This is a genomic window from Thermoanaerobacter sp. A7A, from assembly GCF_000445185.1.
Lineage (GTDB): Bacteria > Bacillota > Thermoanaerobacteria > Thermoanaerobacterales > Thermoanaerobacteraceae > Thermoanaerobacter.
In genome coordinates this window covers 1-26,712 of the sequence record NZ_AVAF01000157.1, presented here as the reverse complement: position 1 = coordinate 26,712, position 26,712 = coordinate 1, and the positions used below count along the sequence as shown (strand labels likewise).

The window sequence follows — 26,712 nt, the reverse complement described above, 5'->3', positions numbered from 1 at the left end:
TATAGAAGGCGTATCTCAAAAAGAAATTGCATCAATGCTCAATAAAACGCAGTCCTATGTAAGTAAAAAGAAGAAAAAAGCTCGTAGAAAATTGGAAGAATTTATAAAGGAAGTTTGAAACTATGAAGGATTGTGAAAGGCTTTTTGAAATTATTTTGAAAGCAAAACAAGGGGATAAGGAGGCTATAGAGGAAATAATAAGGCGATTTGAGCCCTTGATAATGAATAGTGTAAAAGGTGCAGATGAAGAAATAAAAGAAGAGTTAAGGCAGGATTTAATCGAGATTATAATAAGAGCAGTAAGAAATTTTGAGATAAAATGAAAAATAAATTTTAGGTTATGGAATATTTTTTAGAAATTTTGGCTTTTATATAGATAGAGGGGAAATAAAAAAGTGGGAGGTGAAAATGTTTGTAAAACGTTTTCTGGAAATAAAAAAGGAAGGAGAAAGTAAATTATGAAAAAGTTGTTTGTTACGTTTCTTTTAACACTTTGTTTCATATGTGGAACATTTACTAAGGTAAATGCATGTCAAGATAATGAAATTAACATGAAAAATCAGATTGTGAACCTGATTACGAAAGCTTATGAATATAGAACAAAATCAATAGTGGATCAATCTATTACTGACGAATTGGGTCTTTTCTACGTAAAAGGTGAGAAAATATATGATTTTGAAAAGAATAGATATCAGAATTACAAGAAAATGGAGAATAAATTGGATTTAAAAATAATAGATATTAAATCTAGCATAAAAATTAATGATATTGAAATACTGAGTGATAATAAGGCCCAAGTAAAATTAAGGGAAATTGTAAGTTACAAATGGCTGTGCAAAAATGATAACCCAAGAACTATTAAACCTAATAGTTCTGAAATGGGGATTGACCATAAAATTATTTTAGTTAAAGAAGCTAATGAGTGGAAAATACAAAAAGATGAATATACGGAAGGAGAATTAACAGAAGTTACTTCACCGGATTACAAGAGTCCACAAGTGGAAATATCAGGAATGGTGAATGAAGGGGATATTATAGTACCATATTCCATACAAGGGGCTACCTATTATAATAGAAATGTAGCAGCTAATTATGCTGAAACTTATTGGTATAATTACAACACAAATTACAGGGATTATACTCGAGACGGCGGAGATTGCGCAAATTTTGTTTCGCAATGTTTATATGCAGGTGGAGCATATTTTATTGGGTTTGGAAACAATAGCAGTAATTGCTGGTGGTATGATAATAAAAATACTTCTACTACTTCAGATGATGTAGCATCAACTACTTGGACTTACTGTCCTTCTCAAAAGCCTTTTATACTAAGTGGTTGGGGGAAGGAGGTTAATCCTACTAGCTTATCAAGAGGTGATCTTGTGTATTATGATTGGACAGGAGATGGAGTATGGGATCATGTAGCAATAGTTACAGGTTTTGATAGTTCGGGGACGCCACTAGTTACTTGTCATACTACGAATTATCATAATATAAAATGGAATTATGGTGGAAGTTCTTGCAAATATAGTTGCATACATATAAATGATTATATTTAATTGCCAACTTAAAAATGTACTTAGTTATTTGGCATAAATTTTATTGAAATAAGAGGCTTTGTAAACTAAACATGAAAAAATAGCACAATGTTTTAAAGAATTGCTTCAAATTGCTTTTAATTTCGCCTTGACAATTATAAAAGTCCGCCTTGAGATTGTCAAGGGTAAAATGAACATGCTGTCTGTGTCAAGATTTTGTAGGTAAAAAATTTTTATAACTGACCTCACCGTTAAAAATCTAGGAGTTTAAAATTAGTAGTTTATATATATTGCTAATTATGTTAAATTATTACTTTAACAAATCATAAATATCCACTTTCTTTTTTGCTTTTTTAATGTAAAATATATACTAGTAGAATTGTTTACTCCTCAAATACCTACTGCTAATCCATTTGCTCGTGTTAATTCCTTTAAAACGTATTTTATCCATGGCTTGCTCGCAAATGGACCTTTCAGTATCGGTAATGAAACTCTTAACCATTCTTCTATGTCTTCTTCCGCGTATTTTCTTTTTTCCACGTGCTTTGTCGGCTGCATTATCTTTTTTATTTCTTCCTGTTTTAAATGCCACTGCATTGTATAGTCTTCTAATCTGCCATTCGCTTTTTCTGATAATATCCTGCTCATCCTGTCTCCACCTTCTTCTGTCCACCTAGCTCCAAGCCGTTTCATACGTCTTGCTATGTTATGCTGAACTTGGCCTTCTATGGCTCCTAATCTTTCCGCTCCTTCAGAACCTTTTATCCCCTCCCAATTCTCCATAAGGTATTTTAACAGCCTAACAATTCTCTTCCGACGTTCTCCTTTTGTCTTCTTGACTGCTTCTTCTAATGTCCTTTGCGTTTTTTCTAAGTCCCCTTGATAAATTGCTTCTCTTACCTTGTCATATGTCTCTTCGTCATACCACAGGGCCTCTAGCAAGTTCTTCTGCAAGTGATACGGATCCAGTCTATATTCTGCTCCTGAAAAGTATTCTAATCCTCCTTTTGGCCATTCCGCTCCGTCCCCTCCTATATACACTTTCTCTATTTTGTCTAATTTCCATTTACTTCCTACTTTCGCGTATACTTCTTCCCACATACTCTCTCCTTCTGCTAAACCGCTTACTACTAGTTTGTTCTTTAGTCTATATCTTCCCTGTGATTCTTCTTCTTTCCCTTCATAGATTACAAAGTGCTTTATTTCTCCTTTCTTCTTATCCGATTTCTGCAGTCTTATTACTACCCCGTCTCCTTCTATATAAAGCTTTGACGTCTCTTCTTTCCCTTCTGGTATTTGTCCATATTCAAATACAGCCTCTTTCTTTTCTTCGCTCTCCTTCTTTATCTCATCACCTACTTCCTGGACCACATTCCATATCGTCATTGAGCTAATATGAGGGAAAAGGTAGCTTAATACTTTCGCTGCCCTCCTAAAAGTCATTTCTGTGGCTAGTTTTGTCGCTATCTCCCTTATCCCCGGTGTTATTCTGGCTCCTCTCGGAATCCCCAATATTTCGTCTAAAAGAAATTTCGTCTCACCTGTCTCTTTGTTCCTGTATAACCTCCTCCTGTACGTAAATTCCCCAAAAATGCTTATCACCTGCTTCGCTCTAAATCCTATTACCTCCCACACTCTTTTATCTCGGTTCTCCATTAGCTTTCTGTCAATCTCTTCTGCTGCCCACTCAAGAAGTTGCCTTGATACTTTTTGTGTAAGTTCATGTATCCCCCTCTCCAGTTCATAAAAATCTTTACTTTCCTTTATTATTTTCATTAAACCCTGAACAAAAAGCAGGATTATGCCCACTATGTGTCGAATATCTAATAACATATCAGACCTCACCTTCCTTTGATTTGATTTTTGATTTTTTCCCGGTGAGGTCTTTTTTTCTACATCCATACCCCATTTTCCTGCTTTATCACCTACTGAAATTTTACACTATCTGAACATGCTAACGCGCACCCTTGACAATCTCAAGGACGTACATTCTAAAAATATTTAGGCAAAATAAAGAAAAATTTATGCTACAAGAAGATACTTTTTCTTCTCTCTTTCAGTTAGATTTAATCCAGCAACTTGAGCTGGGGTTAAGCCATTAAGAGATGAATGAGGTCTTACAAAATTATAAAAAAATATAAACATGCTGATTAGGTTATTGGCTGATTCAAAAGAATTAAAATCTTGCTTAGTCTTATACCAAGCTTTAAATTGATGATGAAAAGACTCTATTAAATTATTAGAAATATCATCTTTAAAGCTTTCAACGCGAATATGTTTAACAGAAATACCCATTACAGAATTAACTGGTACTTTATAAGCACTGTATCGATCGCTAACTATGGCATTAACAGTACCTAAGTCTTTAACAGAATTAAGTAAAGCAAAAGCTTGGTTATAAAATATTTTTGACCATTGATTTTTACAACAGTTTCATCAGCATGCCATTCATCTGAATTAAAATCTAACATTGGCATAAGTTCCAAAGAGAGATTATTGAAAAATGGAGCAAATTTCTTACACCAATTGCTAATGGTAGTATGAGAAACCTTAACATTATGTACTACTCTAAGTATTAGGGCAATATTTCTAAAAGAATTTTTGCCAAGGTAAAACATAGATAGAGCAGTAACAATTATATGCACAGGATAACGCATACGCTTAAAATCATTCTTCCCAACAATCTTAGACATAGATGCAGGCAGTATATTGTTAGGTTTAGGAACAAACACAGAATGATTGCACTTTTTATCACAACAACGGAATTAGAGTAGTATTCATAATCATGATGAAGAAATGTTGCTTTACCACAAACAGGACAACGAGGATATTTATGCACCTTTTTAGACACTGGTCTATCAGGAGCAAATTGGTGATTACACTTACGGCAAAGATACTTTTGATAACCATCTTTATCTTTGCCATAGAGATAAAAAGAATCTTTATTGTTGCATTTTGGGCATTTTATTGGTACAATTTTTTGCATGAGGACTTCATCCTTTCTGGAAGGTATTTGTTTTCTCGCAAAAACATTGTACCACAGAGGATTGAAGTCCTCAATTTTCATTTAAGTTTACAGAGCGAAATAAGATTTGAGGAGGTATTATGATGCAAATTTATAAGAAGGCTGTGTTGTTTCTTTTAATAATTATTATGACTACAACTGCATGTTCATTAAAAAATAACAATAAAGTTACGCAAGCAGAAAAGCAAAATCAGATTATACAGAACTACCTTAATAACCTTTCAAAAGAAGACAAGAAAAAGCTTCAAGAAGCCTCACCAGAGGATATAATAAAGATGTATTATGACTCTATAAATGACAAAAAATATGACCTTGCAATTATCTGTGCTTCCTGCTTTTTAAAAAATTCAGCCATAAAGTCGGCAATCCCCGTTGACGAAGCATGTAAAGAACATTTGAATTATCTAAAGAGAATAAAGAAAATCGAGCTAAAATCAATAGAAGAATATAATCCGCCAGCTTCGGCAGAAAATATGGGACACAAAAGCGGCAAGTTATACTGCGTTTACTATATTCAAGAGGCAATTGATTCAAATGAATTTGCTGTGTTCTCAGGGAAATTTACAAGATTTATAACAGTTGAAAAATCGCCTTTATATAATGGATGGTGTATAAGTTCAATAGATTCATCGCCATAAAAGGTAAATTTGTTTAAAGATGCAGGGAAAGCCCTGTATTTTTTATATTACGGCGGTTTACATTGTAACCATTTTGTAACCAAAATTTAAAAATTTCTTAATAAATTTTGGTATTTAAAGAGGTATAATGGAAGAAAAAGGGGGTAAGGAGGGTAAATTTAGAAAAATGAGCGAAGGCAATGGTGGCAAAAACCTCAAACGTACGTTATTTTGGGTCTTAATAGTTCTTTTTGTTGTAATAGCATTGATAGGTTATGATTATTATAACTACAATAGAAGTCATCTATTTTTATACAATACTAATAAAGCTCCTGATTTGAATTATTCTACGCATAGTAATAATTTTAAAATTTATACTCTAATTGAGGTGGGAAAGAAATACCAATTTTCTGGCAATGAGACTTCTGAATGGGCTAAAAATGCAAAAGAAGCTCAAGAGTCCAATAAATATACTTCTTTACAGTATAAGATAATAATAGAAAATATCGGTGATAAAGTTATAAGAGACTTTAAAGCACAAGCATTTGTTGACGAAGGATTGGAGCCATATATAATGTCTGGGATATTATATTTTGGTACTCTAAAGAATCAAAAGATAGATTTAAATGTGAAGAATAATGAGAAGATGGATTATATGACAGAAATTGATCGGCTTACCTGGTTGCCAAATATAAATCAAATTGATGTAAAAGATAGGGGAAAAATTTTGGAAGCCATTAGAAAGCCTATAAAACTCATAATTAAGTGGAGGGATGGAGAAGAATATTTACTTTTAGAAAATGCTGAAGTGAAGATATATTGAGATTACAATGGTGCAATTGATAATAATTTTTTGTCAATTGTGCCATTATTTTTTAACTTTTTATAGATAATGAAGATAAAGAGAAGTGATGTATGGATTTAATTGGCATAAATTTTATTGAAATAAGATTTTGGAGACGGTTCCTCTTATCTGAATAATTTAAAGTTCAGACAAAAGGAACCGTCCCCTCTGTCTTAAAAATAAATTTCTCTTGTTTTTTGTTCTAAATTTGTATATTATGGTAATAGATTACTTGTTATTTATCTTTTGCTTTAGTATTTACAAAATATTTGGAGGGGTTGCTTTGAAGAAAATGTTTGTAAATAAAAATGGGCAAATGCGCTCAGGATGGAAAATTACTATTTTGATAGCAGGAACTTTTGCTATCACATTGCTACTTTCATTTTTAGCTTTTTTTATAATAGGCTTGATGGGTGGCTATCTAAAATATCCAGCTCAGAAATTTTATCTTTTGATGATGGTAGGAGAAGAGAGATTTTACGTTTTTAATACTGTACTATTATTTTGAAAGATACAGGAAAGTGCAAGAAGTAGAACTGGGATAAAAAGAAGGGATAGCAGTGAATATTGAAGAAAGAGTTTTAGGTATAGACGGAGCTTGTGGCGGATGGGCAGTAGCTACTTGTAAAAATGGGAAAGCTTAGGATTGCCAATGGAAATTTTCTTTGTAAAATTTAGCAGGTTAAATGAAATTTTTATAGAATAAATATTATTGTAAAGAAGTTGAAGAGGGGGAGCAAAATGGCAAGTAATTACAGTAACTTTTTTATAAAAGGTGAAGACGGGGTAGATATATACGTTCATTTATGGGAGCCTGTAGAAATTCCAAAAGGGATTATTCAGGTATTTCATGGAATGGCTGAACACGGGGGAAGATACCAAAATTTTGCCCGTTATATGAATGAAAAAGGATTTGTAGTATGTGACAATGACCATAGAGGTCACGGGAAAACAGCAGGGAGCCTGGATAATGTAGGTTACATAGGAAAAGATGGCTTTAATAAGATAGTAGAAGATGAATATCTGATAATGAAGTTTTTGAAAGAAAAATACGGAAATCTTCCCATTGTCATATTTGGCCACAGTTTTGGATCTTTTGTGGCTCAAGAGTTTATGATAAGGTATGGTGAAGAAATTAATGGCGTTATATTGAGCGGTTCATCTGCGGTTAAGGAATTGCCTCTTAGATTTGGTTATGCTTTGGCTTTTATTGAAAAAACACTTTTTGGTGAGAAAAAGAGAAGCAAAGTTTTAGATAAATTAACGTTTGGAAGTTACAATAAAAAAATAAAAGGAGATAATTTGAGCAAATTTGAATGGCTCTCAACGGATAAGGAAGAAGTTAAAAAATATGAAAAAGACCCTTACTGCGGGGGTATTTTTACAGCAGGATTTTTCTACTATTTTTTTAAAGGGCTTTTAAATATATTTAAGCTTCAGAGGCTTATAAAAATACCAAAATATTTACCACTGTTTATAATTTCAGGAGAGGAAGACCCTGTAGGTGAGTATGGAAAATTAGTAAAAAGGTTATATGACCTATACAAAGGGATGGGGCTAAAACAGGTTGATATAAAGCTTTATCCGGGGAAAAGGCATGAACTTCTCAATGAAGCTGGGAAGGAGGAGGTTTATAAAGATATTCTCACATGGATTGAAAATAAAGTGCTAAATTATTCTTAATAACACCATGTAAAATGGCATTATGATAACGCTTAATATTGTTGTATATGTAATCATACTTGTGGCAAATTCATAATCTGCTCCGTAAACTCTCGCTATAATTGCTGAGTTTACAAGTACAGGCATTGCTGACATTATGACAAATACATCCCTCATAAGCTTTGGCACAGGGATGAATATGTTTAGAAAAAGTACAAGAGCAGGAGTTATTAAAAATCTTCCAATGAAAACTAGAATGGCATCTTTGTCAAGTTTAAATTTATCAAAACCCATTTCATGAATGACTGTGCCAATGTAGAATATTGATAAAGGAGTAGTGAGGTTTCCAATCATTTTAAAGCTTTCAAAGAGAAATTTTGGTAGAGAAATATTTGCAAGTACAAAAATTACTCCTATTATAAAACCTAAAAGAGGAGGATTAAATATCCTCTTTACAGTATCCCAATTTACTACATTTTTTTCTTTTTCATTTACATCCTGTATAACGCTGTATACTCCTAAAGTCCACAGTATTGTAGTGTTTGCCATGTAATATAAAAGGGCATAAGGTGTTGCTATATCTCCAAAAAGAGCTTGAGCCATAGGAAGACCAACAAAGATAGTATTTGAAAGGGAAAATATCACTACAAAAACGCCTTTTCTTCCCTTTTTTATTTTAAAAATGCTAGCAAATATGTAGGCGATCATATACGACAGAAGGATAGATAAAAATGGAATCAAAAGACCTCTTACTGAGTGTTCTAGTTGTTTTTTAGTAAAAGTTGTAGACATGTTTACAATCATATTAAGAGGTAGTGATACATTAATTACAAGCTTTGCAAAAAGGTCTGATGTTTGCCTGTCAAACCAGCCTATTTTAGATAAATAATATCCCAGTGCCAGTATGAATACAATTATTAAAACTCCCTGGACTGCAGAGAAGAAGGTGTCCATCAAAAAGCCTCCTTGTTAGAGAACATAACACTGTGTTTAGGCTTATATTAAGGATAACACAAAATGATAAAAATTTCAAAGAGGGGTCTATATATAATTCTATAGCTTAAAAGCTCCAAGTATTTGCCCTGCTTGAAGATTATAATATTTAAGATAAGTTAATAAAAATTTAATAATTTGTAACTAATTTGTAATATCAGATGGACGAAATAATGGTATAATGAGGATAGAAATATTTTGGAAAAGAAAATATTAGAAGGGGTTGAGTGCTGTTGAAGAAAGGTTTGATGTTGTTTATTAGTGCTATTCTAATGTTGTCATTTTTTACTATAATTGCTTTTGCAAATAGCACAATCAAATTAATTGTAAATGGGAGTGAGATTAAACCGGATGTGCCACCGCAAATTATCAATGGAAGGACAATGGTGCCGATTAAGTGGGTGGCTGAAGCTCTAGGAGCAGAAGTAGAATGGGATAAACAGAAGAAAATTGTTAAGGTCTCTTTTAACAAAAAAGTAGAAACAGATTTGATTAGCAATTATTTGAGGACAGCCCAAACTTCAAAACATTTTGTAGAAAACTTTGCCCATGCTTTGCAAGAACGAAATGGAGCTGTGGCTCGTTTATTTTTAAGTCCTGAAATTAGGGGGCAAATAAAACCTGAAATAATAGGTCCTTCTACACCTGTAACAAAAATAGAAATTAAAGAAGTTTCTTATAGTAATTATTATTGGGTATATAATGTTAAGGCATATTATGGTCCTTATAATAATAATTCACCAACATTAGCTTTTGAAATAGACTTAACAGTAGAACCAGAAAGATATCCTGACGGTTCAGTGGTTTCGAGTAGGTATTTTATTACCAAATTGGATTGGATTAATGGTAAGACTGAATTTATACCTAATTAAAGAGATTAGGCAAGAATTCTTGCTAAATCTCTTTAAAGTTTCAGAAAAGAGTTTGTCTGAAGGGTTGCTTTATATAATCAAAATCGGGGTTTCTAATTTAGCATCGGATGTTTATCCTAATATCTATAATCAATGGCGATGAAAAGATACAAATTCTGGGTTTTTAAACTAATAACAGTATATATTTTCAGGAGGTATGTTTAAATGAAAAGGCTTTTTGCTATTTTTTTAATAATAGTATTATTTTTAAGTGGATGCGATATTAATAATAGAAAAACCGATAAAAAGCAGTCAGAAAATATTATACCTCCCATATCTAAAACAAAAGAGAATCTCAATGAAAGAAGGCATAACAAAATAAATGTAAGTCAACTTCCTAAAAGCAAGGAAGAGACTGCGACTATTGAAGGTGTGGATTATAAAGTTTCATATACACTTTTTGATTGTTCTAAATTATCACCTGGTTTTATAACTTATATTCCGGAAAACATGGAAACAAGTATTAATAATTTTGGAGATGGTTCTACAACTGTGCGTATAGAAACTTCAAAAATAATAAATGGACAATTTCTTCATGACTATGACTATATTGAAATAACTTTTTTGCCGAGAAATGTAGATAAATCTTATGCAATTGAAAAAGTAAAAGGTCTTGCAAACAAATATAAGCTTAAAGAAGAGCAAAAGATTTTTAATTGGGCGATATTTCAGAGGAATGGAGTTTATGGAGTTATAGTTTTAGGAGAGCATGGAGGTAGATATTTCTATATTATTATTCATCCTACTCTTGAATCGTCAGACATGTTTAATCCAATAGCTAAAAATGTAATCAAGGAATTTATATGGGTAGATACAGGTACGAGATTGTAAAAATTACTCCCTCACATTTTAATTGAGAGAGAGTCTTAGTTTAGGTATCAGGTAATTTTATACATTTGCTCTAATGTTATATTTCCGTAATAAGGGACCATATCAAATGCTTTCCCTGCCATATGTTGAGAATATTTTGCTACTTGTCCAGGATATTTACTTGCTAAATCTTTATTGTGTTTAACAGAGCAATATGCGCGGGTGATACGTATAGGAGTTCCTATTGCTTTTCTATAGTTATTCCATTGATTTAGTGTTTTTGTATCTGTAAAAATATAAGTAGTATATAATTTATCAAAATCAGAGCTATAATCTGCCAATTCGTATACTGATAAATTTTCTGCTTTTGGCATTGGTTCTAATCCTTTTAGAGTATATCTTTCCCATTGAGAAGTATTTGTATTAAATATGTTTACTGAGAAAATTGTATTTTTAAGATCGGTACTCATAAGATTCCACCTCCTTCTATTATTTATTTTTCCAAAGGCTAATCGGCCGATTTACCCTTCTACCTATTAAAGAGAGTTTTATGTCCTAATTTACAACCCGTCTAAAAAATCTTCTCCTAAAAATTCTCTCATTTTTTTCAATGCTCTTTTCTTTGTCTTATTTACTGCCTGCTTCGAAATATGGAGCTTTAAAGCTATTTTCCAAAGAATTTATTAAGATAAATTAATAAAAATTTAATAATTTGTAATAAATTTGTAATATCAGATGGACAAAACAATGTTATAATGATAATATGAGTAGAAACATTGGATGCTTGGGTGAAAGATTAAAAAGTTTTTAAAGCAGTAATTGGGGGGATAAAATGAGAGGAAGATATTTTTTAATTTTTCTATTTGGGATAATAATTGGTGTATTGTTATCCCAGGAATTTATAAAATATACGGATAAGGAGACAATGGCGAAAAATATTCAAAACGTTGATTTGGCAAATCCAATTTCTCAAAAAGAAATTTTGAAACAATTAAAGGAAAGTTCATCTTTTGATATGTCTCAAATACCCGTGTATGGTTCTGATATTTATGGAGAAATATGGAGAGATTATGACGTTGATTCTGCTTCATTTGATGATTGGAAATTACCTAAAGTGTGGCAAAAATATATTTATTCTCAAGATGATAAAACAAACCCTACATCTATTAACAATACTTCCAATGATAAGTTTTTATACATAACGCTTCAAGGAGTTGTTTTTTTATATTCTCCACCTGACGGTAGGTATTGGCCGCCTGTGCTTATGTTTGGTGATATACCACCTGGTTCAGTAATAGTTGCACAGCATGTTCCTATAAAACCTGCTGTTGAATCAGGTATAATACCTGTATATCATGGGCAAGCATTTATAAAGGGTTATCCTTTGCCTAAAGAATGGAAAAGAGCATTAAAGTAAATTTTTATTTTAAAAAAGCTACTTTGTTAGAGATGTAGAGTCTCATACTAATATTTATGAAAAACAAATTAGTTATATTTGGGAGGTAAAAACGTTTAATAAAATGAGAGTAGCGAAAGCTACTACTGAATGGTTAAAGATTTTTCTGTGAGCGAAACAAAATAGTTTGTTTATGCGTCTATATTTTTTAAAGGTAAAAGTTTTTAAGGGAGGTTTTACCTGTGAAGAAAAAGTGGTTGGTAATTGTAGCTGCTGTTGTGTTGCTATTAGCCCTGACTGCGGGTGCTTTTGCAGCTAATCCGATTAAGATTATTGTTAATGGTCAAGTAATCAAACCAGACGTTCCACCGCAAATTATTAACGGAAGAACTATGGTTCCTATACGTTGGTTAGCTAAAGCTTTGGGTGTTGATGTAGAGTGGGATGGTAATAATGGAATTGTCAAGTTAACTTCGGTCGTAGAAAGGTCTATTCTTTTTACCAGAATTGCTTTCTCAAAGGACTGGCAAAAGGCAACAAAACCACCATACCAGGAACTTCCGGAATTGCGTGATCTATATAACCAAAATTTCTATGTTATAACTGGCAACAGCGAAGGGAGTAAGGTCTTTGATACTCTAGGTGTAGATAAACTGGAACGTGTATCGTCGAATATTGCTGTTCCTGAAGGGAGCCTAGGTATTTTTACTGTTTATAGCTCTATCATTGGAATTACAGTAAAAGGACAAAACATAATAATCTATGTACAACCTCAAGATGCCGGCTATGATTTCGTTGCAATTGAGCCAGTAGTTGCTACCCTTCCATATAAAGAAAGCGGATCTGGTGAGAAAATGTTTACCTTCATTTTTAAGGATACTAAAGGTAAAGAACTAACAAGGATTGTAAAAATGTGCCCTTAGGTTTTGCCAAAATGCACAGGGAGAAATATAAGCATCCCTGTGCATTAGACTATTTAGTTGTTCACTAGGGTGCTGAAATGTTAACTGTCCCACTGCCCGGGAACCCCAAAGCTTTTGCAATACCACCATAGCTCAAATCAATTATGTTAGCAGGAGCTGTATCATTTACTCGGGCTATAATGCTTTTTCCACTGTATGTTACTTTAACCCAACAGTTACGTGGTAAATCAGAAAGTCCGGATGCAATAGTAAGGTCGCAAGTATGAAATATTTCCCCATTACTTGTATAAGGATTTAAGAGCTGTTCTCCCGTACCATAATAAGTAGCAGTTACATTTTTATTTCCAACGTAACTTTGTGTAGGTACAATAAGTTGTCTGGAAGAGTTAACACGTTCATTTAGACAGTTTAAGTCACTACTTTGAAGTGCACCTCTAATATTTCTTGTCCAATTCAAAGCCAATGCGGCGGGATTCATGCCATATGAGGTTGCGTCTGCAGTCGTAACAGTGCAAATGAGGTTTAAATTTGTATCATAAAGGTCTTCGTATATTGTATATGGGTAATTTTTAAAAGTAACTTGGCCATCTCCTCTTTGCACATGTGCAGATGCAACCACATAGTCACTACTTATCCATGCTGAAGTGATAAAATCCAGATCTCTCTTGGTATCTGCGAAAATTGTATTGAGACGGTCAGCAGTTATCTCTGCTCTCTGTCCAGGATTATAGCCTCCAACAGACACCTTGAATCTAATTACCCCGTAATTGTTTACAGAGACAATGCCATCTCCATTTGTATCCACATACCACGTTGCTTGATTTGCCATAAAAATTCTCCTTTTCAAATAATCTTTTTGTTTAGTCTTATAGCCTCGTGACACAGACCGGCTATAAGCCAAACCATAATTTTCACTTCTTCGAGGTCATCTTCAGAAGCGTTAAATATAAAGAACCATCACTATTAACCTGCTTTTATTATTTTTCCAGAAGCAAATCGGCCGATTTATCCTTCTACCTACTAAAGAGAGTTTTATGTCCTAATTTACAACCCATCTAAGAAATTTTCACCTAAAAATTCTATCATTTTTTTCAATGCTCTTTTCTTTGTTTCATTTACTGCCTGCTTCGAAATATGGAGCTTTAAAGCTATTTTCTAAGCAAATTATTAAGAGAAATTAATAAAAATTTAATAATTTGTAACCAATTTGTAATATCTGACAAACGAAATAATGGTATAATGTTGGTAGAAGAATTTATGGGAGGTTTTGGTGAGGAATGAAAAAAGCTCTTGTAATTTTAATAATTTTAACTTTACTATTTGGCGGATGCCAGACCAAAAGAGAGGTTAAGGAAAGTAATATATTTCACAAGCTATTTCCTAACTTCCAATATTTCCAAATGATAGATAAAAATAATGGATGGGCTATTGGAGAAAATATGGGAGAAAATAGAGTATTTATTACAATTGATGGAGGTAGTACATGGATTACTACTTCAGACAGGACCAGACAAGGGGGACGGTTCCTTCTGTCTGCGGGTGGGTCTGTGCCTATAGCTGATGCAGTAGGAAGTACCGCTGAAAGGAATGTTAAAAGAGCATGAAGGCAAAAGAACTGGAACTACTGCATCTTGTCTTTAAATATGTAAAGCCAAAAATAAAACTCTTTATTCTATCTTTTACTTTTTTAGTAGCGTTATCTTTGATTTCTCTTTTGCCACCTTATCTTACCAAATTTGCTTTCGATGAAGGGGTAATGAATAGAAATCTAAATTTATTGACAAAATATGTCTTAGTACTTGCTGGGGTGTACATATTGAAGAATCTTTTAAACTAAAGAATTGGATGACAAGGTATGTATAATAATAGATCACTCTGATTATTTTGATGATGTGTGTAATTAAATTGTACATTTGCTGGCAAATCATTATGATGGGAGCGAAAAACATGTATAATATCTTAATTTATGAAACAGATAACAAAGACACATATCTTTATGATAATGACACCGGTCTTATTTTTAATATCGATAGCTCCTTTTTAATGTTACTGGATGAAATGAGAAAAAAAGAATATGTAAAGAGATGAACCTTCTATTGCCTATAGAAACATTACTCCACTATACAAAAGTATAGTAGAAATTATTTCTAAAATAGTGTAAAATATCTATGAAATTATTTTTAATGGAGAGTTTGCTATGATTATTGAAATGAAAAATATTTGTAAGACATATAAAACTGGAATTATAGAGGTAAAGGCATTGAAAAATATTAATCTGTTAGTAGACAAAGAGGAATTTGTTGCTGTAATGGGTGCATCTGGTTCTGGAAAGTCAACTTTAATGAATCTAATTGGCTGCCTTGACAAGGCTACATCTGGTTATTATGCACTTGATGGTGTGGACATATCAAAATTGACCGAAGTTGAGCTTGCAAGAATAAGAAATTTAAAGATAGGCTTTGTATTTCAATCCTTTAATTTACTGCCCAAAATAACAGCTTTTCAAAATGTCGAACTTCCGATGATTTATGCAGGAGTACCCGCAAAGGAAAGAAGGAAAAGGGCAATTGAAGCACTTGAGCGAGTAAATCTTGTTGACAGAATGAATCACAAACCAAATGAACTTTCAGGGGGACAGAAGCAGAAGGTAGCGATAGCAAGAGCGCTTGTAAACAATCCATCGATAATTCTTGCAGATGAACCCACAGGCAATCTTGATAGTTTTTCCGGGGAAGAAATAATGGCAGTATTCCAGAGGCTTAACAGGGAGGGGGTGACAGTACTGCTTGTAACCCATGAGCTGGATATAGCCAAACATGCAAAACGCATAATAACTTTGAGAGACGGATGTATAACGAGAGATGAAAAAATAGACAATCCTCTTGAGGCTGCTGACATTCTTGCATTAAAAAAGTTAGCCCAGTAACTTAAAAAAATTTTAGGAGGTATAGCAAAATGGAAAATTTAGAGTTAAATAATGAAGAGCAAGTAAAGGAAATGAATTTTATGCAAAGAGTTATAGGCATTATTATATCGCCTATAGAGACTATGAAAAACCTTATTGAAAAACCACGCATATTATATCCAATTTTTGCAATGGCATTTGGAATGGTTCTTCTTTATTTAATAAGATTTCCAGTTTTTAGTGAATATATAAAAAATAATGTTCAAATGGCTTTATCCCAGACAAATACTCCACTCACACAGGAACAGATTAATGCAACAGTAAAAATGGCACCGTATATGGCTTTGATTTCTACTCCAATTGCTAATCTTTTCTCATGGCTTATAATCACTGTAGCCATTTTTGGTTTGATTAAGTTATTTAAAGGACAGGGGAATTTCAAACAATATTTATCTATAACAGGATATGCATATACAATCACTCTTCTTTATCTCTTTTTGTCACTCATAGTTTCATTCTTTTCTGGTGAACTTACTATAAATTCATCCCTTACATTATTGGCACAATCATTAAAAGGAAGCTACATATATGGAGTTATGAGAGGAATTGATTTATTTACCATATGGTATTATGTTGTAATTGCAATAGGAGTTGGACTTGTTAGCAATATTTCCAAAACAAAAGCTTATGCTGTTGTAGCCTTGGTATATATAGCTCAGATATTGATACAAGCAAACAGTCTAAAATTAATGTAAAATTTAGGAGGTTGTCATGAAAAAATATCTAATAGGTACTGTAATTGCAATTTTGATAATAGCGATAATTGCAGGCAATATACTTTTAAATAAAGACAGTAAAAATTCATTTACAGTGCAAAAAGGAAAAGTCTTCAATGTCAAAGTAAAAAAGATAGAAAATGGAAACATATCAGCGATTGTAACTGCAAATGGTGAAGTTGTCGCAGTAAACAGCGCAGATGTGTATTTTAATACGCCATTAAAAGTAAAGAAAATCAAAGTGCAAGTTGGGCAAAAGGTAAAAAAAGGAGATAAGCTTGTTGATTTGGATTTAAGTGAAATAAATATACCGGGAAATGATAGACAGATAAAAATGATAAAAGACAGTGAATTAAGCCCTATTGATGGTGTTATAACAGAGATAAATATAAAAGAAGGAATGTATACAAATAATATGACTCCAGCCTTTAGAATAGTTGATGTAGATAATTTAAACATCAAAGCATATTTAAAACAGGCTGATCTCAAAAATGTGAAAGTAGGACAGAGTGTAAAAATTTATGGCGATGCTATAAGCAAGGAAGAAAATATAACCGGTAAGGTTTTAAGTATAGCACCTATCGCGACAAAAATAATGACAGCTGCGGGGCAAGAAACTGTAATAGAAGCTTTAATATCGGTTGAGAAACTTAACTCAATAATAAGACCGGGGCTTAATGTAACATGTGATATACTTACGGCTAATAAGACAGGTGTTCCGATTGTATCTATGGATATGCTTATGGAAGATAAAGATGGTAATCAGTATGTCTTTGTGGTAGACGAAAAAGGTAAAGCAATGTACAAAAGAAATATTAAACTAGGGATTATCTCTGATTTTGAAGCTGAAGTAATTAGTGGTTTAAAAGCTGGTGACCTTGTTGTTGTTGACCCACAGCCAAATTATACAGATGGGGCGGGAGTAAATATTATAAATACCGAAAAGGAAGAGGTTAAGAAATGAGCTTTATCGAAGGCGTCAAACAGGCAATAGATAGCTTAAGGACAAATAAATTGCGTTCAATGCTTACAATACTTGGCATAATAATGGGAGTATTTTCAATAGTAACTATTGTTGCAATTAGCAATGCGACAACAGCGTATATGAATTCGTCTTTTGAAAAAATAGGTGCAAATGTAATTATGGTTCAATATAGACAGGCTGTAGTTCCTCAGAGCGATTGGTTAACGCTTGATGACATGGATGCTATTAAGAGGATAGTGCCTGAACTAAAAAATGTATATGCGCAATCTCAAACGATAGGTGAAATCGAAATAAGTAAAAAAACAAGAACTGCAAACATAATTGGGGTAACATCCCAATACAAAAGTTTTTTCCCTGTTGAGATGGCAGAGGGAAGGTTTATAAACGATTTTGATGTATCAGGTAGAAAAAATGTAGTTGTTGTAGATGAGAATTTTGCAAAAAAATATTTTAAAAATAGAGAGACTACTGGAAGCATAATTACTGTAAAAACTGCTTCAGGAGCTATTAACAATTTTAAGATTATAGGTGTGATTAAATTCGATAACGGCTTTCTTTCAGGCATAGTAAATAGTGATAACTTTCCTGTAACGTTGTTCATACCATTAACTACACTTCAAAATATATCTGGTACTGGAAACAAAGTAGATGTACTATATTTTTCAACAACAGAAAAAGAGAACCTAAAGCAAATAAGTGATAAAATAATAAAAATTTTAGAACTCAAGCACAATAACAAAGACAAATACATTGCACAGACAATGAAAGATATCCAAAATATTATAAACAACGTACTGTCTGTAGTATCATCGGTACTATTAGTTATAGCAGCAATTACGTTAATTGTTGGAGGTATAGGCATAGTAAATATACTCCTTGTATCTGTAACGGAAAGGACAAGAGAGATAGGTATAAAGAAAGCACTTGGTGCACAAAAAAGAGATATAATAATGCAGTTTTTGGCAGAGTCAATTATTTTGACAGGGATAGGAGGCATAATAGGCATTATTTTTGGCATACTGGCGGGTATTATAATATCACATCTTATTAAAATTCCTCCCACAGTTAATTTTAAAGTTGTGATTATGGCATTTTTAGGTTCAATTGTGCTTGGAATAATATTTGGCGTTTATCCAGCAAAAAAGGCTGCAGACCTTGACCCGATTGAGGCATTGAGATATGAATAGCAATAAAATAGTGAGCTTAAAACCGAATCAAGAGAACTTGGGCTAAAGCCTGTCACAGTAAAGTATCATAAAAAAGAAATTATTAAAAAATTACAGGTAAAAAACTTTCAACAGGCCATTGCAAAAACTATTAAGTTAGATTTAATAGATTAAATTTGAGCTATACTTTTGTATAGTTTTTATTTTTTCGCCAAAACTATACAAAAGTATAGTAGACGTTGAAAAATATGTATTGTAAAATAGAAGAATTTCAATCTGTTAAAGATTTATCCTTATATAGTATATAATAATTAACAGCTTTTAATATTAATTCAGTGAAATCAGCAAAAAAAATCTATTTGGAAGTAAGTGGTAGAATATTGACTAGATAGATAATTGTAAAATAAAGCAAATATCCAAGTAAAAAGTACTGTTAAAATAGTTTAAATTTCACAAAAAATAGGATTTTCAAAGATTAAGTGACTTACTCACAAAATAATAAAATATTAAAGGGGGAAGAAAATAATGAGACAAAGAAGGTTTCTTATAGTTATAGTTGGATTGGTCATTGTAGGGCTGGTTGCAGTACCGCTTTTAGCTTCAGGGTACCATTGGACGTACTTAGGACCAGAAGATTACAGGCTAGCCGCAATGATTGACGGTACCCCGGTTGTCTTTACCGCCCTGCAAGACACTGATAGTGCCCCACCCTTAACATTCAAAAAAGTTACGCCTCAAAATACTCTCGTTGACCTTCAAAAAGAAGTATTTGAAATTTCTTTTAAACTGCCAGGCGAAGGAACTAAGGTTTGGGTCTGGGACGACAAACGCCAAACCTATGTACTTTCGCATGTAGAGGAAGGAACATATAAAAAGAAAATAGCCAAATTGTTAGTGGATGGAAAAACGCTATTTCTTCCCGCGAATCCCGAAGAAGAATCTCCTCTTTTTCTTACCCCGGATAAAGACAAATTTTGGTATTTTACTAATAAAGGCTTTTGGCTGATTGATTTCAAGGGCAATGCGAAGAAGTTATCGCAGGATAAATTTAACGGGGAAACTTACGATGAATTACAGGAAGAATTAAAAGCTAAAATTGGTGATAGCAATGCTATGTTATGGTGGGCTGACAATCCTGTTTTCAGCCCTGATGGCTCTAAAGTAGTTTATATGACAAATAGAGATTGCATAGACTCTGGTGGAAGTTCGCTATGGTTGTACGATTTGGCGACAGGTGAAGAGCGACTACTGATTAAAAACGTAAAGAGTGAAAATTATAGAGCTGTAGGTTGGCTAGATAATAGCCATGTGCTTTATACTGTCTACTATACCACTGAAAGAAACAGCTATTATATTTCTGATATTTCAGGTAAACATGAAAAAGTAAATTTAGAAGGAAAACAGCCTTATATATTAGGTATTTGCCATGCTTCGCTGATTCTTTACACCCCTGATTACTCTGCTTCCAGAGAAATTTGCCTAGTTAAAGTGGATTTGGCCACCAACGCCGTTAAGGAAGTATATAAAAAGACGCTTGACGGGGTACTGCGGGATCCGTGTAGCCTCAGCCCGGATGGTTCAAGCTTGGCTTTCATGTATTCCCCCGATTCTAACGACACTATACAATATCTTGCTGTAGTAAACCTTGTTAGCAAAAAAGAGACTTTGATTAAACGTCTTCCTTTAACAGAGGGGGTAAAACTAATTTTGGATGGCTTCAACTGGCTGGATGATACACGATTGCTTATACGTGCCACAAAGGTGGTCAATGGAACAAACCAGATCTCTTCGTGGATTTATAATGTAGAGGGGTAAATTAAGCAGTTTCTCAGTTTCTCTGAAGGAGTAAATTAGAGGCTAATTATTTCGAAAACATTGTAAAACTATGGGAACAGTATAATAATGCTACTTTAATTCTTATAGATATTCCCATTGGACTTCCTTCTATTTCTAAACCTACCAGGGAGTGCGATAACCAAGCGAGAAAGTTCTTAGGTTTTCCACGTTCTAGTAGTATCTTTTCGCCTCCCTGCCGAGAAGCTCTTTATGCTAAAACTTATGAAAAGGCTGTAAAAATAAACCGACAAATATTAGGAAAAGGACTTTCACGGAAGGTTTCCTAAATTTATATAATTTTTATCAAGACCATCAAAAAAGGCATTATGACAACACTGAATATTGTTGTGTAAGTAATCATGCTTGTTGCAAATTCATAATCTGCTCCATAAACTCTTGCTATAATTCTGAATTTACCATTACAGGCATTGCTGACATTATTATAAAGACATCCCTCATAAGCTGTGGAATTGGTATGAATAAGTTTAATATCCACACAAAGGCAGGAGTTACCAAAAACCTTCCAATAAAAACTAAAATGGCATCTTTGTCAAGTTTAAATTTGTCAAATCCCATTTCATAAATGACTATGCCAATGTAAAATATTGAAAGCGGAGTTGTGAGGTTTCCAATCATTCGGAAACTTTCAAAAATAAATTTTGGAAGAGAAATATTTGTAAAGACAAAAATCACTCCTATGATGAAACCGAGAAGAGGGGGATTAAATATTCTTTTTATGGTGTCTAAATTTAGTATTTTTTGTTCTTTTCCATTTACATCACGAACAATGCCATAAAACCCCTAAGGTCCACCAAATTGTAGTATTTGCCATGTAATATAATAGAGTATACGGGGTTGCAACTTCTCCAAAAAGGCTTGGGACATTGGAAGTCCTACAAATATGGAATTTGAAAGTGAAAATATGGCTACAAACACTCCTCTTCTCCCTCTTTTGACTTTAAAAATTTCCGCAAGTACATAAGCAATAAAATAAGATAAAAGTATTGACAAAAAAGGTATTAAAAGTCCTTTTATCGAGTGTTCTAATTGTTTTTTTGAAAAGGTTGTAAAAATGTTTACAATCATATTAAGAGGTAAAGAAATATTTACAACAAGCTTTGCAAACAAATCTGATGTTGCTTCATCAAACCAGCCTATTTTTGATAAATAGTAGCCAAGAGCTAATATAAATACAATTGTTAAAACTCCTTGCACAGATGATAAAAAAGTCTCCATCAATATGCCTCCTTGCCAGAAAGTTTAATGCCGCGTTTAAAATTAAGAGTAACATAAAAAATAGAAATTTTAAAGAGGGGAAAGATAAGGATTTTATTATGGAAGGTTTTACATAAGAAAATATTAAATGAAATTTAAAAAAAATTTAATGTTTTTTTAACCATTTGTAATGTTTGTGTAACAACGGAAAGATTACTTAAATGTATATATTGTTAAAGATATTAAGAGGAGACAAAAGGATGAAAAAGCTTTTGCAGTTTTAATGATCTTAACCTTGTTTTTTAGCGAATGCCAAATTAAAAAAGGTGATAATGTAAAAAATACTACTCTTCAATCAACTTATAATTTTCAACATTTTTGGATGTTGAATGAAAAAGATGGATGGGCTATTGGAGAAAATAAAGTGTTTATTACAAAATGATAGAGGCAAGACATGGATAAATGTATCACCTTCTGCTACATTGTGTCAAGCGCCAAGCAAGTTAATTTTTTTTATATATTAGGGCATATTATTAATGCACTATCTGTGGTAGCAGGATATTCACTAGTTTTTATAATCAACAAAAATAAGATATAGTTTAAGAAAAGATAATTTTAAACCCTTACTGTTTTTACATCAGATGGGTTACCTCTGAAAAGTGAATAATATTTAAAATTTCAATTATTCCATTTAGAGAATTAGTGTTTAAATTAAAACTATTAAATTTTGATTTTATATCATTATTTGTATTTGTAACATCCAATGTGATTTTATCTAAATTTAGTTCTTCCTTTAGGTTACTGCCATTGTTATTGATACCTAATGCAAAAGCTAAATAACAAGCAACGCTTTCAAAGAAATCCCTGTCAATGAGTTTTAAAAAATTATTAAAACAATTTTTAAGCTAGAAAAATAAGAAGGAATTTAAAGCTCTATGTAGAAATAATAAACTTGTAGGGGTTAATCATTAAAATTTTAAGGTGGTTTAATAAAACTATACGGGAAGGGGTAGAAAATGGATTATAAGGAGTTGTTAAAAAAGCTTAGTGAAAGCTACGGGGTTTCTGGACATGAGAGAGGAATTTATGACCTCTTAAAAAAAGAATTTGGGCCAATTTCAGATGAAGTTAAAGAAGACAATTTTGGCAATCTTATTTTTAAAAAGAAGGGCACAAAAGGCAAGTACAAGGTGATGTTAGCAGCTCATTTAGATGAAATAGGCCTTATGGTGAAAGATATTGATGAGAAGGGATTTATAAAATTTACAACAGTAGGAGGGGTTGATCAGAGGACTCTTCCTTCCCAAGAAGTTATAGTTCATGGTAGAAAGGATCTGTTGGGAGTTATAGGAAGTAAGCCACCACATCTTTTGTCTTCAGAGGACATGGAAAAAGCTATAAAGATTGAAGACATGTATGTGGATGTGGGACTTCCTAAAAAAGAAGTAGAGGAATTAGTCAAAATTGGTGACATTATAACGATAAAAAGAGACTTCAAAGAACTTTTAAATGATTATGTTTCTGGAAAGGCCTTAGATGATAGAGCCGGGATTGTAGTTATGGCAGTATGCCTTGATGAACTGAAAAAATTATATCATTATCATGATGTATATGCGGTAGCTACACTTCAGGAAGAAGTAGGAGTAAGAGGAGCTACAACTTCCGCTTATAACGTAGAGCCAGACATTGCAATTGCTATTGACGTTACCCATGGAAAAGCAAGAGGGGTTAGTTTGGAAATAGAGTTAGGTAAAGGACCTGCAATTGGTAAGGGTCCTAATATGCACCCAGCAGTATACAAGGGTTTAGTTGAAACAGCTAAAAATTATAATATAAATTATCAGGTGGAACCATTACCAGGTCCATCAGGAACAGACGCTTGGGCGATACAGGTTTCAAGAGAGGGCGTGCCAACAGGATTAGTATCAATACCTCTAAGATATATGCATACTTCAGTAGAAACTGCAAATATGAAAGATGTAATAAGTAGCGGTAAACTTTTAGCTTATTATATAGCTAATCTTCCAGAAGAATTGGGGGGACACTTATGTTATTAAAGGAATTGACAGAGATAATGGGGGCTTCAGGAGATGAGAAGGAGATAAGGGAGAAGATAAAAAGTATTGTTGAACCATATGTGGACAATGTTTATGTAGATAAAATAGGGAATTTGATAGCCTGCAAAAAGGGCAAAAAAGACAAACCTAAAATAATGTTAGCCGCCCATATGGATGAAGTAGGACTTATGGTAAAATCAGTTAATGAAGATGGAACTTTGAGTTTTTTTCCTGTAGGTGGTGTAGATAATAGAATACTCGTTGCAAAAACAGTAAAAGTAGCTGAAAAGGGAATAAATGGAGTAATAGGAGCAAAGCCAATACACCTTCAAAAGAGAGACGAACAGCAAAAGCCTCTTGACTTCGATTCTCTTTATATAGACATTGGTGCGACTTCAAAAGAAGAAGCTTTAAAACATGTTTCCCCTGGTGATTATGTTTATTTTGACTCAAATTTTGAGATATTAGGAAATGGCTATGTGAAAGCGAAGGCTTTGGATGACAGAATAGGCTGTAATGTGCTGATAGAAATTCTGAAAAACGAGTATGAATATACTGTTTGTGCAGCTTTTACAGTGCAGGAAGAAGTAGGTTTAAGGGGGGCAGGTGCTGCAGCATATAATGTGGAACCCCACTTTGCCATAATTGTGGAAGGGACAGTTGCAGCGGATGTTACTGATTCAGCACCCCATTTAGTTTCTACGGAATTGGGCAAGGGACCTGCAATTTCTTTGATGGACAGGACAACTCTTTATGATAGAAAAGTTATTGATAAGATTGTGAAAATAGCCGATGAGAATAAGGTGCCTTATCAATTTAGGAGAATAGCCAGTGGCGGTAATGATGCAGGTAAAATTCACCTTACGAAGGGTGGCATAAAAACAATTGCTGTATCTGTCCCCTGTAGGTATATTCACTCTTTTAATTCTGTAGCCTTTTTAGAGGATTTTCATAACACAGTCAAATTAGTTGATTTGATAATTAAAAATATTGAGAAGGAGGCTTTAATATGAGTTTAAATATAGAGTTGATAAAAAAACTTACACAGACTTATGGACCTTCTGGAAGTGAGGAAAAAGTTTTAGAAGTCATAAAAGAGGGAGTAAAAGATTTTTGTGATGAGATTACATATGATGCATTGGGGAATATGATATGCAGAAAAGCAGGAAAAGGTAAAAAAATAATGGTGGCTGCTCATACAGATGAAATAGGACTTATGATTACACATATAGAGGATGAAGGCTTCTTGAGATTTACAACTATTGGAGGAGTTTTTGTAGAACAGATAGTAGGGAGAAGAGTGGTTTTTAAAAATGGAGTTCAAGGAGTCATAGGAGTAGAACATTTGGAGGATAAAAAAGATTTTAGAATTGAAAAATTGTATATAGATATTGGAGTAAAGAATAAGGAAGAAGCTCAAAAATATGTCAATATTGGAGATAGTGCATCTTTTGCAGGCGAATTTATTGAAGCAGGTGATAGACTTATATCAAAGGCTTTTGATGATAGAATAGGCTGCTATGTAGCTATTGAGGCACTGAAAAATCTTAAAACAGAAAACGAGGTGTACTTTGTTTTTACAGTGCAAGAAGAAGTTGGCTTAAGAGGAGCTACTACAGCTGCTTATAACATACATCCTGATTTTGCTATAGCAGTTGATGTGACGTTAACAGGTGATACTCCCAAAGCTAAAAAGATGTCAGTATCTCTTGGTAAAGGTGCAGCTATAAAGGTAATGGACAGGTCAATAATAGTGAGCCCCTATGTGAGAGAAATGATGATTGAAACAGCTAAGGAGTATAATATTCCTTATCAGTTAGAAATATTGGAGTTTGGTGGGACTGATGCAGGAGCTATACATTTAACAAAAGGTGGCATACCATCAGGTGTCATATCAATTCCTACAAGATATACTCACAGCATATCAGAAATGGTGGATAAAAATGATGTGGAGGCTAGTATCAATCTTCTCATAAAAATACTGGAAAAGTAAGATAAAAGACCCTGCGTATTGCGGGGTCTCAGACTGTTGACAAAATATCGGGAACCCGTTATTATGAGAAGGGTTCCTTGTTTTTTTTAACGGTATAAAGCAAAAGAGGAGAGGAGAAGGAAGATGTTATCAAAGAAACAGGATGCAAGACATCAAATAGAATTTGTAAGCATAGATCAATTGGTACCAAAAGATCACCTTTTAAGGAAGATAGAAAGAGTTATAGATTTTAGTTTCATATACGATTTAGTAAAAGACAAATATTCAGAAGATCACGGCAGACCAAGCATAGATCCAGTAGTATTGATAAAAATACTGTTCATTCAATATATTTTTGGGATACCATCGATAAGAAGAACAATAGCAGAAATAAAAACAAACGTTGCATATAGATGGTTTTTAGGGTATGGACTAACAGAAGAAATACCTCATTTTTCAACGTTTAGCCAGAACTACATAAGAAGATTCAAAGGGACAGACATATTTGAGAAAATATTTACAAAGATTTTAGAAGAAGCAATAAAACATGGGCTAGTAAATGCAGAGGAAGTATTCATAGATTCAACCCATGTAAAAGCAAGTGCCAATAAGAAGAAATACACCAAAGAAATAGTAGAACAAGAAGCCAGGACCTATCAAGAAAAACTAGAAGAAGAAATAAACAAAGATAGAGAAGCTCATGGCAAAAAGCCATTAAAGAAAATCAAGAAAATAAAGACGAAAGAAGTGAAAGTAAGCAAAACAGACCCAGATAGCGGAATGTTAAACAAAAACGGAAAAGAAAAAATCTTTGCATATTCTTTTCATACAGCCTGCGATAAAAATGGATTTGTATTAGGAGTAAAAGTAACAGCAGCAAATGTACACGACAGTGTGATGTTTCAAGAAGTATTAGAAGAAGTTGAAAAGAGGGTAAGAAAACCGAAAGCAATAGCAGTAGACGCAGGCTATAAAAATCCGTACATATTAAAGACAATATTTGATAAAGAAATAATACCAGCAGTGCCGTATACAAGACCAATGACAAAAGATGGTTTCATGAAAAAACATGAATTTGTTTATG

The 26,712-nt window shown here is 33.1% G+C and carries 27 protein-coding genes and 4 pseudogenes; 25 read left to right on the top strand and 6 right to left on the bottom strand.

Features of this window, described 5'->3' with window-relative positions; all coding sequences use genetic code 11:
• The first annotated feature begins 1 nt into the window (after nt 1).
• From M663_RS15670 to M663_RS15665, 3 genes are all read left to right on the top strand, one after another.
• The gene (locus M663_RS15670; protein WP_273702729.1) at nt 2–118 is read left to right on the top strand and encodes a sigma factor-like helix-turn-helix DNA-binding protein; all 117 of its coding nucleotides are present in this window, start codon (nt 2–4) and stop codon (nt 116–118) included.
• 4 nt (nt 119–122) lie between these two features.
• Nucleotides 123–323 (top strand): helix-turn-helix domain-containing protein, encoded by a 201-nt coding sequence (locus tag M663_RS0112455; protein WP_029689136.1) that lies wholly within the window; start codon nt 123–125, stop codon nt 321–323.
• A gap of 135 nt (nt 324–458) precedes the next feature.
• Nucleotides 459–1,556 carry an amidase domain-containing protein gene (locus M663_RS15665; protein WP_273702727.1) on the top strand — a complete coding sequence of 366 codons (1,098 nt, stop codon included), beginning with the start codon at nt 459–461 and terminating at the stop codon, nt 1,554–1,556.
• A gap of 369 nt (nt 1,557–1,925) precedes the next feature.
• Here the strand turns inward: M663_RS15665 and M663_RS0112445 are convergent, their stop codons facing one another.
• Both M663_RS0112445 and M663_RS14875 read right to left on the bottom strand, forming a co-directional pair.
• Complete coding sequence (locus M663_RS0112445) at nt 1,926–3,368, bottom strand: ISLre2 family transposase (RefSeq protein ID WP_029689134.1); 1,443 nt, start codon at nt 3,366–3,368, stop codon at nt 1,926–1,928.
• 189 nt (nt 3,369–3,557) lie between these two features.
• A pseudogene (locus M663_RS14875) lies at nt 3,558–4,521 on the bottom strand (IS6 family transposase).
• A 122-nt stretch (nt 4,522–4,643) separates the two neighbouring features.
• Here M663_RS14875 and M663_RS0112435 point away from each other — a divergent pair.
• The 4 genes from M663_RS0112435 (at nt 4,644) to M663_RS0112415 (ending at nt 7,704) form a co-directional block, all read left to right on the top strand.
• The gene (locus M663_RS0112435; RefSeq protein ID WP_029689133.1) at nt 4,644–5,198 is read left to right on the top strand and encodes a hypothetical protein; all 555 of its coding nucleotides are present in this window, start codon (nt 4,644–4,646) and stop codon (nt 5,196–5,198) included.
• 166 nt (nt 5,199–5,364) lie between these two features.
• Nucleotides 5,365–6,000 carry a hypothetical protein gene (locus M663_RS0112430; protein ID WP_029689132.1) on the top strand — a complete coding sequence of 212 codons (636 nt, stop codon included), beginning with the start codon at nt 5,365–5,367 and terminating at the stop codon, nt 5,998–6,000.
• 304 nt (nt 6,001–6,304) lie between these two features.
• Nucleotides 6,305–6,529, top strand: coding sequence for a hypothetical protein (locus M663_RS0112425; RefSeq protein ID WP_029689131.1), 225 nt, complete (start codon nt 6,305–6,307; stop codon nt 6,527–6,529).
• Between the two features lie 233 nt (nt 6,530–6,762).
• Complete coding sequence (locus tag M663_RS0112415; protein ID WP_029689130.1) at nt 6,763–7,704, top strand: alpha/beta hydrolase; 942 nt, start codon at nt 6,763–6,765, stop codon at nt 7,702–7,704.
• On the opposite strand, the gene M663_RS0112410 is transcribed toward M663_RS0112415, so the two are convergent.
• Nucleotides 7,690–8,637 carry an AEC family transporter gene (locus M663_RS0112410; protein WP_029689129.1) on the bottom strand — a complete coding sequence of 316 codons (948 nt, stop codon included), beginning with the start codon at nt 8,635–8,637 and terminating at the stop codon, nt 7,690–7,692. The genes M663_RS0112415 and M663_RS0112410 overlap by 15 nt on opposite strands.
• 287 nt (nt 8,638–8,924) lie before the next feature.
• Between M663_RS0112410 and M663_RS0112405 the strand changes: the two genes are divergently transcribed.
• Complete coding sequence (locus tag M663_RS0112405; RefSeq protein WP_029689128.1) at nt 8,925–9,548, top strand: stalk domain-containing protein; 624 nt, start codon at nt 8,925–8,927, stop codon at nt 9,546–9,548.
• 204 nt (nt 9,549–9,752) lie between these two features.
• Complete coding sequence (locus M663_RS0112400; RefSeq protein ID WP_029689127.1) at nt 9,753–10,418, top strand: hypothetical protein; 666 nt, start codon at nt 9,753–9,755, stop codon at nt 10,416–10,418.
• Nucleotides 10,419–10,465: 47 nt separating this feature from the next.
• On the opposite strand, the gene M663_RS0112395 is transcribed toward M663_RS0112400, so the two are convergent.
• On the bottom strand, nt 10,466–10,867 hold the full coding sequence (locus M663_RS0112395) for a D-Ala-D-Ala carboxypeptidase family metallohydrolase (protein WP_273702725.1): 402 nt from the start codon (nt 10,865–10,867) through the stop codon (nt 10,466–10,468).
• 362 nt (nt 10,868–11,229) lie between these two features.
• On the opposite strand from M663_RS0112395, the gene M663_RS0112390 reads away from it, so the two are divergent.
• Nucleotides 11,230–11,814: a hypothetical protein gene (locus M663_RS0112390; RefSeq protein WP_029689125.1), complete on the top strand. Its 585-nt coding sequence runs from the start codon at nt 11,230–11,232 to the stop codon at nt 11,812–11,814.
• Between the two features lie 221 nt (nt 11,815–12,035).
• On the top strand, nt 12,036–12,716 hold the full coding sequence (locus M663_RS15660) for a copper amine oxidase N-terminal domain-containing protein (RefSeq protein WP_273702724.1): 681 nt from the start codon (nt 12,036–12,038) through the stop codon (nt 12,714–12,716).
• Nucleotides 12,717–12,780: 64 nt separating this feature from the next.
• Here M663_RS15660 and M663_RS15655 read toward each other — a convergent pair whose 3' ends face one another.
• Nucleotides 12,781–13,545, bottom strand: a complete 765-nt coding sequence (locus tag M663_RS15655) for a septal ring lytic transglycosylase RlpA family protein (protein WP_273702723.1) — start codon at nt 13,543–13,545, stop codon at nt 12,781–12,783.
• Nucleotides 13,546–13,993: 448 nt separating this feature from the next.
• On the opposite strand from M663_RS15655, the gene M663_RS0112375 reads away from it, so the two are divergent.
• From M663_RS0112375 to M663_RS15635, 10 genes and pseudogenes are all read left to right on the top strand, one after another.
• Entirely contained in the window at nt 13,994–14,320 is a 327-nt protein-coding gene (locus tag M663_RS0112375; RefSeq protein ID WP_029689123.1) for a hypothetical protein, read from the top strand.
• Nucleotides 14,317–14,553 carry a hypothetical protein gene (locus M663_RS0112370; protein ID WP_029689122.1) on the top strand — a complete coding sequence of 79 codons (237 nt, stop codon included), beginning with the start codon at nt 14,317–14,319 and terminating at the stop codon, nt 14,551–14,553. Before M663_RS0112375 ends, M663_RS0112370 begins: the two co-directional genes overlap by 4 nt.
• 110 nt (nt 14,554–14,663) lie before the next feature.
• Nucleotides 14,664–14,804 carry a hypothetical protein gene (locus M663_RS15650; RefSeq protein WP_273702722.1) on the top strand — a complete coding sequence of 47 codons (141 nt, stop codon included), beginning with the start codon at nt 14,664–14,666 and terminating at the stop codon, nt 14,802–14,804.
• 109 nt (nt 14,805–14,913) lie between these two features.
• Nucleotides 14,914–15,642 carry an ATP-binding cassette domain-containing protein gene (locus M663_RS0112360; protein WP_029689121.1) on the top strand — a complete coding sequence of 243 codons (729 nt, stop codon included), beginning with the start codon at nt 14,914–14,916 and terminating at the stop codon, nt 15,640–15,642.
• A 29-nt stretch (nt 15,643–15,671) separates the two neighbouring features.
• On the top strand, nt 15,672–16,376 hold the full coding sequence (locus M663_RS15645; RefSeq protein WP_273702721.1) for a Yip1 family protein: 705 nt from the start codon (nt 15,672–15,674) through the stop codon (nt 16,374–16,376).
• A 16-nt stretch (nt 16,377–16,392) separates the two neighbouring features.
• Entirely contained in the window at nt 16,393–17,361 is a 969-nt protein-coding gene (locus M663_RS0112350) for an HlyD family efflux transporter periplasmic adaptor subunit (protein WP_029689119.1), read from the top strand.
• Nucleotides 17,358–18,569: an ABC transporter permease gene (locus M663_RS0112345; protein ID WP_029689118.1), complete on the top strand. Its 1,212-nt coding sequence runs from the start codon at nt 17,358–17,360 to the stop codon at nt 18,567–18,569. The genes M663_RS0112350 and M663_RS0112345 overlap by 4 nt, the downstream gene beginning before the upstream one ends.
• 9 nt (nt 18,570–18,578) lie before the next feature.
• Nucleotides 18,579–18,722 (top strand): annotated as a pseudogene (locus M663_RS15640) (LuxR C-terminal-related transcriptional regulator); the annotation flags it as partial.
• Between the two features lie 351 nt (nt 18,723–19,073).
• On the top strand, nt 19,074–20,363 hold the full coding sequence (locus tag M663_RS0112340; protein WP_029689117.1) for a PD40 domain-containing protein: 1,290 nt from the start codon (nt 19,074–19,076) through the stop codon (nt 20,361–20,363).
• Nucleotides 20,364–20,407: 44 nt separating this feature from the next.
• Nucleotides 20,408–20,671: pseudogene (locus tag M663_RS15635) on the top strand (DUF429 domain-containing protein); the annotation flags it as partial.
• Nucleotides 20,672–20,673: 2 nt separating this feature from the next.
• Here M663_RS15635 and M663_RS14865 read toward each other — a convergent pair.
• Nucleotides 20,674–21,620, bottom strand: a pseudogene (locus M663_RS14865) (AEC family transporter).
• Between the two features lie 995 nt (nt 21,621–22,615).
• Here M663_RS14865 and M663_RS0112325 point away from each other — a divergent pair.
• From M663_RS0112325 to M663_RS0112310, 4 genes are all read left to right on the top strand, one after another.
• The gene (locus M663_RS0112325) at nt 22,616–23,656 is read left to right on the top strand and encodes a M42 family metallopeptidase (protein ID WP_029689116.1); all 1,041 of its coding nucleotides are present in this window, start codon (nt 22,616–22,618) and stop codon (nt 23,654–23,656) included.
• Nucleotides 23,647–24,669 (top strand): M42 family metallopeptidase, encoded by a 1,023-nt coding sequence (locus M663_RS0112320; RefSeq protein WP_029689115.1) that lies wholly within the window; start codon nt 23,647–23,649, stop codon nt 24,667–24,669. Before M663_RS0112325 ends, M663_RS0112320 begins: the two co-directional genes overlap by 10 nt.
• Nucleotides 24,666–25,649 (top strand): M42 family metallopeptidase, encoded by a 984-nt coding sequence (locus M663_RS0112315; RefSeq protein WP_029689114.1) that lies wholly within the window; start codon nt 24,666–24,668, stop codon nt 25,647–25,649. Before M663_RS0112320 ends, M663_RS0112315 begins: the two co-directional genes overlap by 4 nt.
• A gap of 123 nt (nt 25,650–25,772) precedes the next feature.
• Nucleotides 25,773–26,712: IS1182 family transposase (locus M663_RS0112310; RefSeq protein ID WP_029689113.1), on the top strand; the 940-nt coding region annotated here is incomplete at its 3' end.